This window comes from Paenibacillus hemerocallicola, assembly GCF_006265175.1.
GTDB classification, from domain to species: Bacteria; Bacillota; Bacilli; order Paenibacillales; family NBRC-103111; genus Paenibacillus_AB; species Paenibacillus_AB hemerocallicola.
In genome coordinates, this window is record NZ_VDCQ01000021.1 from 1 (window position 1) to 13,713 (window position 13,713).

Consider the following 13,713-nt stretch of genomic DNA (forward strand, 5'->3'; position numbering starts at 1 on the left):
AACCCCGCAAACCCCGCAAACCCCGCAAACCCCGCAAACCCGGCAAACCCGGCAAACCCCGCAAACCCCGGCAAAGGCGGCTAGCCTTCTTATGCGATCGTAGAAAAAAGCTGTCGATGACGGTAATCATCGGCAGCCTTTTTTTACATCCTACACTTTCATTCCGTTATCCGATCGTAATTTTGCCCTCCGGGTACCGGAACAGCTCCTTTTCGGATTTGGACGTCAGCGTGAAGGCCAGCGTCACCGGGCCAAGCCGCCCGACGAACATCAGCAGAATGATGACGACTTTGCCGAACGTAGTCAACTGAGACGTCAAGCCCATGGACATCCCCGCAGTCCCGTATGCGGAGGTCACCTCGAACAGGATGCCGAGAAACGGGAAGTCTTCCGTCGTCGACAGCACCATGGCGGCGAATACGATGAGGAAGAACGACAGCAGCGTGAACGTGATCGCTTTATAAATGCGGTCTTTGGCGATCCTGTGCCGGAACATGACGATATCTTCCTTGCCCCGCACCATAGCGATCATCGCGCCGATCAGTATGGCGAACGTAGTGACCTTGATACCTCCTCCGGAGGAGCCGGGCGCCGCGCCGATAAACATGAGGATAATCATGAAAAATTGCGTCGCCTGCCGCAGCATGCCGACATCGAGCGTACTCAGGCCGGCCGACCTTGCGGTCACGGATTGGAACATCGCGCCAAGCGTTTTGCCGATCGGCGATAAAGGCTGCATCGTCATCGGATTCGTGAACTCGAACAGGAATATGACCAATGTCCCGAGCCCGATCAGTCCGGCGGATACGGATAAGACGACCTTGCTGTGCAGCGTGAGCTTGCGGGTTTTAGGGTAGGTGAGCAGATCCGAGATGACGATAAACCCGATGCCGCCGAGAATGATCAGCAGGACGGTGACCAGATTGACGATAGGATCTTCGACGTAATGCATCAGACTGCCGCGTCTGTCGGCAAACATGCCGAACAGGTCGAAGCCCGCGTTGTTGAATATCGAAATGCTGTGAAACACGCCGAAATATACGGCTCTGCCGAACGGCATCTCGAACGTCCAGCGAATCGTCAGGATCAACGCTCCGACCGCTTCGATGACGAGAGCGTAGAGCAGCACCTTGCGAATAAGGCGGACGATTCCTTCCGTGGTATTCTGATTCATCGCTTCCTGCAAAATAAGCCGCTCCCGGAACGAAATCCGTCTGCGGAAGACGAGCGCGGCCAACGTCGCAATTGTCATAAATCCGAGCCCGCCTATTTGGACGAGAAGCAGCAGAACGATTTGACCGAAAAAGGAGAAATCTTGACCGATGTTGAAAAAAGAAAGTCCCGTCACGCAGGTGGCCGAAGTGGCCATGAACAACGCGTCGATAAACGACATGCCGGTCCGGTCCGACGATGAAATCGGCAGGGACAGCAGGATGGAGCCGGTGACGATCATAAGAATAAATCCGAACGCCAGAGCTTGCGGCGGGTTAGGCCGGAACCGTTTTATTTTCATTGCTAAGGTACCGAGCATAGAGACGACCTCGTATACTTTGTTTTGCGATATATTCTATAGCTCCGGGAATCAATTGTAAAGAATTTCGGAGCCTTATGGTATAATCGGATGGCGAACAAATGTTTTCGTTACGCCAACAACCGATACGGCAGGTGATCGAATATGCCCGACATCGTGGAAATATCGGTGCGGTCGCTCGTGGAATATGTGTTCCGCGGTGGCAGCATCGAATCGGGTTTTCGGACCGGCGCTCCGCTGACGGAGGGGACGAAAGCCCACAGGAGCATCCAGCAAACGTACAAGGAAACGGACCGGATGGAAGCTTATGTCGTGGCCGACGTCGAGTACGGCGATATCGTATACAGGTTGGACGGCCGGTGCGACGGGTTGTTGTTCGACGGGGACGAGGTAACCGTAGAGGAGATCAAGTCGACGGCCGGACAATTGGACTTTATAGCGGAAGAGACATACCCCGTGCATTGGGCGCAGGCCAAATGCTACGCCTATATGTACGCCACAACCGAGCGCAAGGACCGCATGCATGTAAGGCTGACGTATGTTCACCGGAAGACCGAGGAGCAGAAACGATTCGAGCATACGTGCACCTATGCCGAGCTGGAGGCTTTCGTCCGCATGCTGGTGCAAGCGTACGATCCTTATGCCAAGCTGCAGCTGAGGCATGCAGCCGAACGCGGGCGCAGCGTCAAGGAGCTGCCCTTTCCTTTCGAAGCATACCGGCAAGGGCAGCGGAAATTCGCCGGAGCGGTCTACAAATCGATATCCGATCAGAAGCGGCTGTTCGCGAGAGCGCCTACCGGAACCGGCAAGACGATCTCGACGCTGTTCCCGGCGGTCAAAGCGATCGGCGAGGGCGTGCTGCGACGGCTGTTCTATTTGACCGCCAAGACGACGACGCGGACGCTGGCGGAGGAGGCGTTCTCGCTCATGCGCTCGAAAGGACTGCATTTGCGCTGCGTGACGCTGACCGCAAAAGAGAAAATATGCTTCAAGGAAGAAACCCGCTGCCAGAAAGAGTATTGCGAATATGCGGACGGCTATTACGACCGGATCAACGATGCTTTGTCCGATTTGTGGTCCGGGGAAACGGCGATAAACCGGGACGTCGTGGAGACATATGCCCGAAAGCATCGGGTATGTCCGTTCGAATTTTCGCTGGATGCGGCATATGCGGCCGATGCGGTCATATGCGATTACAATTATGTGTACGACCCGCGCATATCGCTGAAGCGGCTGTTGGAAGAGCAGAAGCGGCAAACCGCCGTGCTCGTCGACGAAGCGCATAACCTGGTCGATCGGGGACGCGAGATGTTCTCGGCAGAGTTGACCAAAACCCCGTTCCTCGAGCTGAAGCGGCAAACGAAAGGCCGCAGCCGTTCCCTTTACGATGCGGTTAAAGCGATCAATGACGCCTTTATCGCACTGAGGAAAACAAGCGGCGAGCGCAGCAGTGTCTTGCTGGACGAGCCTCCGTCCGCGTTTATGCCGCTGCTGGAAGCCTTCTCGGCCGAAGCGGAAGCGGAGCTTAGCGGAGCGGCCCAGAGCGAGTACCACCAGCTGCTCACGGATACGTATTATGGTGCCCAAAATTTTATACGGACAGTAGGCTACTATGACGAACGATATATGTCGTATGCCGAATTCGAGCGAAGCGATGTAAGGATCAAGCTGTTATGCGTCGATCCTTCCGGAATGCTGCGGCAAATGGGGAAGGGGTACCGATCGCAAATCTATTTCTCGGCGACGCTGTCCCCGCTCTCGTATTACCGGGACATGCTGGGCGGGGATGCGGACGATTATGCGATGGTCGTGCCGTCTCCCTTTCGCAAAGAGCAGATGGATGTTCTGCTTCTTCCCGTATCTACGCGATACCGCGACCGCGAAAGGTCGAAGGGGCCAATCGCCGCGATGCTTCACCGGGTCATCCGGGAACGGCCGGGCAACTATTTGGCGTTTTTCCCTTCGTACGAGTATATGAACGAAGTGTATGCACGGTTTGCCGAGACGGAGTCACCAGGAGAGACTATCGTTCAGGAGGGCGGCATGTCCGAGGAGGAGCGCGAAACGTTTCTGGCTTCGTTTCAGGGCGAAGCGGAGCGGAAGCGGATCGGATTTGCCGTCATGGGGGGCGTATTCTCCGAAGGAATCGATTTGACCGGCGACCGGTTGACCGGAGTCGTCGTCGTCGGAGTGGGGCTGCCCCAATTCGGCTGGGAGCGCAATTTGATCAAGCGATACTTCGACGGCGCGGGAAAGAACGGGTTCGATTACGCGTACAAGTACCCCGGCATGAACAAAGTGCTTCAAGCAGGAGGGCGGCTCATCCGGACCGAGCATGACCGGGGAACGCTGGTGCTCGTGGACGACCGGTTTCTACAGCCGGATTACGAGGCGCTGCTGCCCGAGGAGTGGAAGCCGGCGACGGTTATGCGCTGAGTCGTATCGTTTCAACCGTGTCTTCGATGAGCAATGGTGGCGGTAGGCTGAAGGCTGGCGAGCGGGAGGAAGCAATCGTTCGCCTCGGCGATAATTTGCCGAAGTCCTTCGTGCAGTTCATTTTCCGGAGATGGTAAAGTGAAAAGATGGGGGACGGGTGCGCAACAAGGGATTGACGGGGCGAAACAGATGTAACTATAATAGTTACATCTAGCGTGAAGGTTAAATACAATCGTTTCGTTCGATAGGAAAGGACAAATAGAGTATGAAGGAACAATCCGCTATAGGACGGAGTGCTGCGAAAAGCCCGGCCCGTCTTTGGCTTGCGCTGGTGCTGGGCACGCTGTCGGCATTCGGCCCTTTTTCCTTGGACATGTACTTGCCTGCCCTTCCGCAGCTCGCCGGGGAGCTGCATACGACCGCCTCGCTTACCCAGCTCAGTCTTACGGCCTGCTTGGCAGGACTCGCCTTGGGCCAACTGCTGGCCGGCCCCCTCAGCGACGTTCGCGGGAGGCGCACGCCGCTGCTGATCGGGCTGGCGCTATATGCGGCGGCTTCGCTTCTGTGCGTGTTCAGTCCGTCCATTTGGTCTTTCGTCGCCATGCGGTTCGTTCAAGGAGCGGCCGGAGCGGTGGGCATCGTCATTTCCCGCGCGGTGGTGCGGGACCTGTTTTCCGGAGCGGAGCTGACGAAGTTCTTCGCATCGCTTTCGCTCGTAAACGGGGCCGCGCCGATCATCGCGCCCATCGCGGGCGCACAGCTGCTGCATGTCATGGACTGGCGGGGCATCTTTTTCGTGCTAGCCGCCCTGGGCTTGCTGACGCTGCTCGCGGTTCTGTTCGGACTGCCCGAGACGCTCCCTGTAGAACGGCGTATGCCCGGCGGCTTGAAGCAAACGTGGCTTACGTTCCGTCATATAGCCGGGGACCGTTCGTTTATGGGCTATGCCCTGTCCCAAGGCTTCGTGACAGCGGCCATGTTCGCGTACATTGCGGGCTCGCCCTTTGTTCTGCAACAGATTTACGGCGCTTCTCCGCAAATGTTCAGCGTATGCTTCGCCATTAACGGCGCCGGCATTATAATCGCCAGCCAAGTGACCGGGCGGTTGGCCGGAAAGCTCGGAGAAACGCGGCTGCTGGTCGGCGGGCTGGCGATGGCCGCTTGCGGAGGCGTGGGGCTGCTGACCGCCATTTTGGCCGATGCGGGTCTGTACGGCGTCCTCATTCCGCTGTTCTTCGTCGTATCGAGCGTCGGTGCAGTGAGTACGGCATCGTTTTCCTTGGCCATGCGCAATCAGGCGAAGTCGGCCGGCAGCGCCTCCGCTCTGCTCGGGGTCATGACGTTTTTGTTCGGCGGGGCGGTTGCGCCTCTGGTCGGGTTGGGCGGAGAGGATACGGCCGTGCCGATGGGACTGGTCATTGCAGCCGGAGATGTCGGAGCGTTGCTTTTATTTTTCGTTCTGAATGGCAGAAAGAAGTCAACGTCCCGCCCGGCGAAGCACACATAAGGGTTACTGTAAGGACACAATAACCGACAAAGACAAACACGGGTTGACATAAACAGCGCAAAATTGCTGTCGAACGAAGTTTGTTGCGATAATGTCACAGAATGTTCACAAATGCCAAAAATTGATTTTTCCTATTTATCCGTTGAGGGGTATAATAGGAGTCATATAGGGTTCGTATCGAACCTGTCCCTGCTCTTGGAAATAGTGAAGATTCGTACATCTGCAACTCGAATACCCGAACCGTGCGACCTGATGCGGCATGATGCGCAATCAGGCCGTACTTGTGAAAAATGGAACAACTGTCGGGCATTCGAGAACCGTTTTCGCAATCATCGGTTTATTTTTATGCGAAGGACGTGCGTCTTCCTTGCCTGAACAGGTATCGGGTTACACGGCGGGCTTCTATTTCAACGCAAAGGAGGACTTTTACACATGTCAGAAACAACCACGCAAGAAGCGGTTCTGGCTCCGGCGGCACGGGAAGATATACTCGATCAATTGATGAAACCCGAGGTGCAGCAGTCTCTGACCGTATTGGTCGAGAACATGCCCAAGCTGGCGGAGATGGTCACTCTTATGACGAAGGCATACGATTTCGTACAAGGCGTGTCCACCGATCGCGTACTGATCGACGATCTGAAGGAAGGCATGGACGAATTCGTCAAGCCGATTACGGAGAAAGCGAAAGGGATCGCTTCCGCCGCGATCGAAGCCGGCGATCGCGCCCAAGCGGAGACGTCGACGATCGGGCTGTTCGGTTTGCTTAAAATGTTGAAGGATCCGCAAGTGCAGCAATCGCTCCGGTACGCGCAAGCGTTCCTGGAAGTGTTGGGCGAGCGTCGGAAGTAAGGCTTAAGTTTAAGCAACGCCGAAATCAGAACGGAGGATACGTATGTCGAAGCAAATAGTAATACTGGGCGGCGGATACGGCGGTTTGCTGGCCGCATTGTCGGCTCGCAAATATATGACGGCCGAAGAAGCGACCATCACCGTCGTGAACCGTTATCCGTCCCACCAAATCATCACCGAGCTGCACCGTCTGGCTGCAGGCAATCTGGCCGAGAAGGCTGTAGCGCTTCCGCTTGAGAAGCTGCTGCGCGGCCAACAAATCAATTTGATGATCGACACCGTACAGGAGATTACGCCGGATAGCAAAACGGTTAAGCTTGCAGGCGGCGCTTTCCTGAAATATGACGCGCTTGTCGTCGCTCTGGGCAGTGAAACGGCATTCTTCGGCATTCCGGGACTGCAGGAGCACAGCTTTATCCTGAAATCGGTAAACGACGCCAACAACCTCCGCACTCACGTGGAAGCGCGCGTCGAAGCCTACAGCAAAACCGGCAACAAAGCGGACGCTACGTTCGTCGTTGGCGGCGGCGGTCTGACCGGCATCGAGTTGGTCGGCGAATTTGCGGACATGCTCCCAGGGCTTTGTCGCAAATACGGCGTAGATTACAACGATATTTCGTTGTACTGCGTAGAAGCGGCTCCTTCCATTCTGATGGGCTTCGCACCGGATCTGATCGAGCATGCCCAGAAGAGCCTGGAAAAACGCGGCGTAAAATTCTTGATCGGCGTAGCGATTACGGAAATGCAGCCTACCGTTGTTTCTTTGAAGGACGGAAGCACGATCGAAACGAGCACGCTCGTTTGGACGGGCGGCGTTCAAGGAAATTCGGTTGTGGCCAATTGCGGTATCGAAGTTAACCGCGGTCGCGCAACGGTTACGGAGAACCTGCAGTCGACTTCGCACCCTGACGTATTCCTTGCCGGCGACAGCGCAGTCGTTATGGGTCCGGAAGGACGTCCGTTCCCTCCTACGGCCCAATTGGCATGGCAAATGGGCGAATTGGCCGGCTACAACATTTTCGCTTACTTCAACGGCACGAAGATGGATACGTTCGACCCGGTATTCTCCGGTACGCTCGGAAGCCTCGGCCGCAAAGACGCGTTCGGAACGATCGGCGGCAACAAGACGAAGCTGAAAGGCATGCCGGCTTCGCTTATGAAAGAAGCGAGCAACGTTCGCTACTTGTCGCACATTAAAGGTTTGTTCTCGCTGGCTTATTAAAATATTGCTGCTCCCACAAGAAGAAGGATGCCCATCAAAAGGCATCCTTTTTTTTATTTAAGGGGGAGGGTAAGAGGAGTTTACAGGCGGGATTCGGCAATTACTGAACCTATTTGTCCGTTGTCGCTCTCGTCAAATCGTAAAGTAAGCCAAGACGGACAATAGAACCGACGTAATCGCCATCGCCGCAAGCGGCCGCATCGCTTTGGAGCGAAGCTGCTTCAGGTTGACGTTCAAACCGAGCCCCACCATCGCCATCGACAGGAGAACCGTCGTTGAGGTGGAGGCCCCGCTCATGACGCTTTCCGGGACGGGGATCTTGTCCCCCAATATATAGCTTCCCACCAGACTCATCGCGATGAAGCCGAGCAGAAACCACGGAATGTCCAGTTTGGCGCCCGGCTGCATCGTCCCCGAACGCTTCCTCCAGACGAGAAGCAGTAGGCTCAGCGGGACGAGCATCAATACGCGCCCCAGCTTGGCGAGCAGTCCGGTCGCCAGAGCATCCTGCCCGGCCGGAGCAGCGGCCAGAGCCACATGCGCGATTTCGTGCAGGCTGATCCCCGACCAAGCCCCGTACTCTGCCTCGGACATAGGCAGGAAAGGCCGAAGAAGCGCATAGCCGACGGCAAATATAGTACCTACCAGCGCGATAAATAAATCATTATGATGATAACAATAAGTAAATACTTATGATAGATTGACTCGCCTTGAATGAGGGAGGGAAGAAGCGGATGGACCAATCGCTGATCGTTTTTATTACGGTGGCCGAGAAACGGAACTTTACGCGCGCGGCGGAGGAGCTGCATATGACCCAGCCTGCGGTGAGCCAGTATGTCCGGATGCTGGAGCGGGCGTTCGGGACTACATTGCTGGAACGGAGCAACAAGCATGTCCGGCTGAATAAGGCGGGGGAAATCGTCTACCATCATGCCAAAGAAATCGTCGGACTATACTCGCGCATGCAGGATCTGGTCGACGATATGATGCATCAAGCAGGCGGGGCGCTTATGCTCGGGGCGAGCTATACGTTCGGAGAATATGTACTGCCCCGTATTATCGCCCGCCTTCAGGCGCAGTATCCGCTTGTGCGGCCATCGATCACGATCGGCAATACGAAGCAAATCTGCGAAGGAGTGGCAAGCAACGAGCTGGAAGTAGGCATCGTCGAAGGGGAGTTCAAGCACGAGAAGCTCCGTATCGAGCCGCTTGCCGAGGATCGCATGCACATTATGGTTTCAACCGGCCATCGTCTGGCGAGTCGGGAGCGGGTGGAGCTTGAGGAACTCGGAGAGGATACGTGGATCGTCCGGGAACCGGGGTCGGGGACGAGGGAAGCGGCCGAAGCGATGTTTGCGCGATTCGGCTTTCGCCCGCTCCATTTTATGGAATTCGGCAGTACCCAGCTGATCAAGGAGTCGGTAGAAGCCGGACTTGGCGTAACGTTGCTTTCCCGTTGGGCCGTGCGCAAGGAGATCGCTCTCGGCACCATGCGGCGGTTGAGCGTGGACGGGACCCCGGTGTCCCGACGGTTTTATTTGGTTACGCCCAGAACAAAGTTCCATACCCGGGCAAGCGAAGTATTCAAGGAGCTTCTGCTGAACGACACCTATAATCCGGATTGAGCGGTCCCCGCGTTCCATGCGCTCGACCCTAGACCGGGATGAAACTACCCGCAAGTCCGTATAAAGGAAGCCGATTCCATGATATATTGAATGTATGAGGCAACAACGATAAAGACAACGGGGAGCGGACGGAAGTTGAACAATTTGTGGAAATATGCGGGCATTCCCGTTATGCTGGCAGGCATGATCGTGTGGACGGGTTGCGGCATGCAGAAGAAGGAGGAGCGGCGGGAGGTCGAGCTACCGGCGGCGTCGATCGAGACGCTCGAGGTGGATGCCGGTGAGGGCGATCTGACGATCAAGGGTGACGAGAAGGCGACAACGATCCGTGCGGTGGCGGTGATCAAAAGCACTGGCGGCGTGAAGGACGAGACGATCGTATTTACGCTCAAGCCGGACGGCAAAAACGCGAAGCTCGTATCGAAGTTCAAGTCCGATATCGGCTTGGACAACCGGACGATGGACGTCACGGTAACCGTGCCGGTCAAGATGAATCTGGACGTGGAAGACGACTCCGGCGATATAAACATCTCGGACATCGAAGGGAACATAAGCTTGGACGACGATTCCGGAGATATTGTCCTTAAAAAAATACAAGGCAAGCTCACGATCGAGGACGACTCCGGAGCGATCGAAATTTCGGACTCGCGCGGTGACGCAGACATCGAAGACGATTCCGGCGATATCGCGATCCGCAACCATAACGGGAACTTGAACATCAGCGACGACAGCGGGGACATCCGGGTAACGGACGTGAAGGGGAGCGTGACGGTTAAGGACGACAGCGGGGATATCGGGATCCGCGGGGTCGACGGCGATGTGACGATCTTGAATGATGGCTCCGGCCGACTGAACGTAGAAGATGTTAAAGGCAAATATACGAGCAAGTAACGAGGGGCCATATCGTAAGCGGGAGAGGCGGGATGCCTCTCCTGTTTGCGTATACCCGTAAAGAGAACCCGACAAATGCTTATCCGAGCAGCTTTCGGTACGTGTCGGCATCGCATATGACGAAGAGGCGGGCGCCTTCGGGAATCGGTTCGTCCAGCCTGCGGTTTACGTTCAGGTGCTCGCCTTCGGACAGCAGGGTGGCGCCTTCCCGGAGCAGCTCGTCGAATGCATCGCGGAAAGTCCGCCAATGCGGCCGTTTGCCGATTTCGTACAAATCCCCGCCGTCTTGGCTCGTCAGCAGCTGCGATACGATTTTGGAGGCGCCCGGGTTGAAGGCGGAGCGTACCGCGAGCCGGGATACGGTTTCCGTGCCGACGATAAATTCGTCCACCTTTACATGAGTGAAATTGGGAATGTTGTCCCGGTCCATTACCTCCACGACCGTATGCAGGTGGTTAAAGTGCCGTTCGATCGTCGTGGCGATGAGGAGCGTCTTGCCGTCGATAAAAGCGCTGTCGCGGATCGTGGCGTGGTTGTCCGTCGTCTCGTCGGCGAAAATAAAGACGGCTCTCGCCTTGGACAAGTTGGCGTCGTCCAACGTTTGGCGCTGTACCGGATTGCCCTGGACGTAATGGACCCGCTCGTGGGAGACGGGAGTTTTGGCATGCTGGGCGATCAGCACGATATCGACTGCAGGGTCGCTTTTCATTATTTCTTGAATCGCCAGCTCGGCGTGCTTGCTCCAATCGATCAGGACGAAATGGTTCTCCCCTTTGTAGCGCAGCTTGCCCTCCTCCTTTTTACGGTTGTAAGCGAAGATGAAGTCCACCGATTTGCTGATGACGATGGAAATGAGGCCGATGCCGAATATATACAGAAAAATGCCGAGCAGCTTGCCCGGTACCGTCTTCGGGTAAAAGTCCCCGTATCCGACCGTGGTGACCGTTGTCATAACCCACCAAAATCCGTTGAACGGATGCAGGAACGTCTCGGGCTCCAGCCAGTAGATCAGAAACGAACTGAGCAGGAGCAGGAAGCCGGCAGCCCCGAAGACGATGCCGTTGTTCATATGAATCAAACGCAATAGAAGTTTGCTGAAAAATAGCATAACATCCCCCCGCCGGCGACCCGGGTCATGATGGATTGCGGGCCGTTCGAGAGGAATTATACCATAAATCCGTTTCCGTCATTCTCCCGTCAATCGGGGGACTTATGCAGGCTCGCCGCCGGCCTGTTCTTGAGGGAATTGCATGTCGTACAGTCTGCGGTATTTGCCGTTCAAATGGAGCAGCTCCTCGTGGGTGCCGCTTTCGACGATTGTGCCCTGATCCAGCACGACGATGCGGTCGGCCGATTGGATCGTGGACAGTCGGTGAGCGATGACGAGACAGGTGCGTCCCACGAGCAGCCGGGCCAGCGCTTCCTGAATCAGGTGCTCCGATTCCGTGTCGAGAGAAGCCGTCGCTTCGTCCAGTACGATCAGCCGCGGATTTTTCAGAATGGCGCGGGCGATCGAGAGCCGCTGCTTCTGGCCGCCGGACAGCTTGACTCCGCGCTCGCCGATCTCCGAATCGTAGCCTTTCGGAAACGAGGAGATGAAACTGTGGGCGTTGGCCGCTTTCGCCGCCGCGATAATTTCCTCGTCGGTCGCGCCCGGCTTGCCGTACATAATATTATCCCGTACGGTGCCGTTGAACAGCACGATCTCTTGGGAGACGACGCCCATCTGCTCCCGCAGCGATTTCGCCGAAATGTCCTTCAGCGGGAAGCCGTCGACCGTAATCGTTCCTTGCTGGGGATCGTAGAAACGGGCGATGAGATGGGCGACCGTCGATTTGCCCGCCCCTGACGGGCCGACCAGCGCCGTTACTTTGCCCGGCGTGAACTCCAAGTTGAAATCGCGAAGCACCGGCACATCGCTGCGATACGAGAAGCCCACGTCCTTGAAGACGATATGCCCGCCAATCGGCGGCAGCCGGACAGCGTCTTCCTTCTCCGTCACTTCCGGCTTCGTCTCCAGCACCTCCATAATGCGCTCATAGGCGGCCGCCGATTGCTGGATCGTATTGAGGATGCGGCTGAAATGGCGGATCGGATTTTGCAGCAGCCGGAGATAGGCCAGAAAAGCGACTATCGCCCCTACTGTCAAGTGCCCGCGCATAACCTGCCAAGCGCCGAATACGAGAACGGCGACCATGCCGAGGTAATTGAGCATGTCGATGATCGGTTCGTAAATCGCGCGCAAGCGCACGGTGCGAAGATTGGCCTTCATGTTCGTTTCGCTTCGTTCCGCGAACCGCTCCGACTCGTAATCTTCGTTCGCGAACGATTTGATGACGCGGATGCCGGACAGCGTGTCTTGCAAATGGTTGCTGACCTCGGCAACCGATTGCTGCACCGTCTTGAACGAGGTGCGGAACCGCTTGCTGAACTTTCTCGTGGTGAACAGCATGAGAGGGAAGGTGGCCAGCATCAGCAGCGTCAGCTGCCAATCGACATACAGCATATACAGCGCGATGGCGGTGAAAGTGAACAGGTCCGTGGCAATTTGCATCATCCCCGCGGAGACGAGCTGCTGCAGCATGCCGACGTCGCTCGTCACCCGCGACATCAGGTCGCCGGTCCGGTTCCGGTCGTAGAAAGCCATATCGAGACTTTGCAAATGGCGGTACAATTCATTGCGAAGATCGAATATGGCGCGCTGTCCGACCGAGGCCAGCGCGATGCTGCTCAAATAACCGAATACGCCGAGCAATACCGCGGTGCCGAGCACGCCGGCGGCGACCCAAGGGAGCGCTCCGAATAGCTTCCCCGGTATGACATCGTCGATCGTATAGCGGGTCAGTTGCGGTATGACGAATTCCAGCAGCGAATTGCTTATCAGACACGCCAGGGCCAGCAGCATAAGCCCCCAACGCCCCTTGACGTGGAAAAACATCCGTTTGTACATATTCCGGACGGTCCGGTCCTTCAGCTTCCTCTTGCCCCCGTCGTCGCCGGCTCCGAACCGGCCCCGCGGTCCGCCGGGAAATCCTTCTCTAGCCCACCCGGATTCCATTATGAATCACGCTCCTCATTCGTGATGGCCGGTCTTTCGGCTGGGAGGCCGCGTTCGTCCCGTTCCCCGCCGCTTCTTCTATCGTTTCGATGCTCGGCGCGCGGATCGTCCAGAAGCGACCGGAGGTCCGAAAGCGCTTCGTCCAGAAACCGCTGTACCCGGCCGGTGTACCCCGGATCGACCGCCGCTCTTCTCTCCGCCTTCGTCAGCAGACGGAGCAGCTCGAATCCGTCGGCGAGCCGCCGCTCCCTGGGGGATACGGAGCAGTCGCCGTCTTCCGTCGGCCGTTCTTTTCTTTCCTTGTCCGACCACTCCTTCAACGCTTCCAAGCCCGCCTCCGTAGGGCGGAATACTTTCTTGCCGTCGGGCTCGTCGGCTGCGATCCAGCCCCGGTCCTCCAGCATTTGCAAGGTCGGATAGATGGAACCGGCGCTGGGCGTATACTGGCCGTCCGATTTTTCCTCAAGCGCTTTCATCATTTGATACCCGTGCATCGGCTCCGCGGACAACAGCTCCAGAAGCGCATATTTCACATTTCCGCGCCCGAAATAACGTCTCCCCGGACCGCCCCGGCCTCCATGGCCCGGACCGCAT

The 13,713-nt window shown here is 56.7% G+C and carries 10 protein-coding genes and 1 pseudogene; 6 read left to right on the forward strand and 5 right to left on the reverse strand.

The features are described 5' to 3' along the window. Positions 1–166 precede the first annotated feature (166 nt). Positions 167–1,531, reverse strand: a complete 1,365-nt coding sequence (locus tag FE784_RS16165; RefSeq protein WP_246132053.1) for a TrkH family potassium uptake protein — start codon at positions 1,529–1,531, stop codon at positions 167–169. A gap of 144 nt (positions 1,532–1,675) precedes the next feature. On the opposite strand from FE784_RS16165, the gene FE784_RS16170 reads away from it, so the two are divergent. The 4 genes from FE784_RS16170 (at position 1,676) to FE784_RS16185 (ending at position 7,545) form a co-directional block, all read left to right on the forward strand. Beyond that, entirely contained in the window at positions 1,676–3,967 is a 2,292-nt protein-coding gene (locus FE784_RS16170) for an ATP-dependent DNA helicase (RefSeq protein WP_139603260.1), read from the forward strand. 265 nt (positions 3,968–4,232) lie between these two features. Then, complete coding sequence (locus FE784_RS16175; protein WP_139603261.1) at positions 4,233–5,474, forward strand: multidrug effflux MFS transporter; 1,242 nt, start codon at positions 4,233–4,235, stop codon at positions 5,472–5,474. A gap of 432 nt (positions 5,475–5,906) precedes the next feature. Beyond that, positions 5,907–6,323, forward strand: a complete 417-nt coding sequence (locus tag FE784_RS16180) for a DUF1641 domain-containing protein (protein ID WP_139603262.1) — start codon at positions 5,907–5,909, stop codon at positions 6,321–6,323. Between the two features lie 43 nt (positions 6,324–6,366). Then, positions 6,367–7,545 carry an NAD(P)/FAD-dependent oxidoreductase gene (locus tag FE784_RS16185; RefSeq protein WP_139603263.1) on the forward strand — a complete coding sequence of 393 codons (1,179 nt, stop codon included), beginning with the start codon at positions 6,367–6,369 and terminating at the stop codon, positions 7,543–7,545. A gap of 132 nt (positions 7,546–7,677) precedes the next feature. Here the strand turns inward: FE784_RS16185 and FE784_RS16190 are convergent. Then, positions 7,678–8,199 (reverse strand): annotated as a pseudogene (locus FE784_RS16190) (putative sulfate exporter family transporter); the annotation flags it as partial. Positions 8,200–8,279: 80 nt separating this feature from the next. Here FE784_RS16190 and FE784_RS16195 point away from each other — a divergent pair. Both FE784_RS16195 and FE784_RS16200 read left to right on the forward strand, forming a co-directional pair. Further along, positions 8,280–9,170: a LysR family transcriptional regulator gene (locus FE784_RS16195; RefSeq protein WP_139603265.1), complete on the forward strand. Its 891-nt coding sequence runs from the start codon at positions 8,280–8,282 to the stop codon at positions 9,168–9,170. Between the two features lie 135 nt (positions 9,171–9,305). Further along, a complete protein-coding gene (locus FE784_RS16200) occupies positions 9,306–10,061 on the forward strand; it encodes a DUF4097 family beta strand repeat-containing protein (RefSeq protein WP_176706271.1) in 756 nt (251 codons plus the stop codon). A 79-nt stretch (positions 10,062–10,140) separates the two neighbouring features. Here the strand turns inward: FE784_RS16200 and FE784_RS16205 are convergent, their stop codons facing one another. The 3 genes from FE784_RS16205 to FE784_RS16215 form a co-directional block, all read right to left on the reverse strand. Continuing rightward, entirely contained in the window at positions 10,141–11,169 is a 1,029-nt protein-coding gene (locus FE784_RS16205; RefSeq protein ID WP_139603267.1) for a potassium channel family protein, read from the reverse strand. A 102-nt stretch (positions 11,170–11,271) separates the two neighbouring features. After that, positions 11,272–13,119 (reverse strand): ABC transporter ATP-binding protein, encoded by a 1,848-nt coding sequence (locus tag FE784_RS16210; RefSeq protein ID WP_139603268.1) that lies wholly within the window; start codon positions 13,117–13,119, stop codon positions 11,272–11,274. Further along, entirely contained in the window at positions 13,119–13,652 is a 534-nt protein-coding gene (locus tag FE784_RS16215; protein ID WP_246132054.1) for a PadR family transcriptional regulator, read from the reverse strand. Before FE784_RS16215 ends, FE784_RS16210 begins: the two co-directional genes overlap by 1 nt. Between the last annotated feature and the right edge of the window lie 61 nt (positions 13,653–13,713).

Bases quoted from the DNA above. Each gene is read 5' to 3' on its own strand.
- FE784_RS16210 (WP_139603268.1), bottom strand. From the start codon at position 13,119: ATGGAATCCGGGTGGGCTAGAGAAGGATTTCCCGGCGGACCGCGGGGC.
- FE784_RS16195 (WP_139603265.1), top strand. From the start codon at position 8,280: ATGGACCAATCGCTGATCGTTTTTATTACGGTGGCCGAGAAACGGAAC.
- FE784_RS16205 (WP_139603267.1), bottom strand. From the start codon at position 11,169: ATGCTATTTTTCAGCAAACTTCTATTGCGTTTGATTCATATGAACAAC.
- FE784_RS16185 (WP_139603263.1), top strand. From the start codon at position 6,367: ATGTCGAAGCAAATAGTAATACTGGGCGGCGGATACGGCGGTTTGCTG.
- FE784_RS16180 (WP_139603262.1), top strand. From the start codon at position 5,907: ATGTCAGAAACAACCACGCAAGAAGCGGTTCTGGCTCCGGCGGCACGG.
- FE784_RS16175 (WP_139603261.1), top strand. From the start codon at position 4,233: ATGAAGGAACAATCCGCTATAGGACGGAGTGCTGCGAAAAGCCCGGCC.
- FE784_RS16165 (WP_246132053.1), bottom strand. From the start codon at position 1,531: ATGCTCGGTACCTTAGCAATGAAAATAAAACGGTTCCGGCCTAACCCG.
- FE784_RS16170 (WP_139603260.1), top strand. From the start codon at position 1,676: ATGCCCGACATCGTGGAAATATCGGTGCGGTCGCTCGTGGAATATGTG.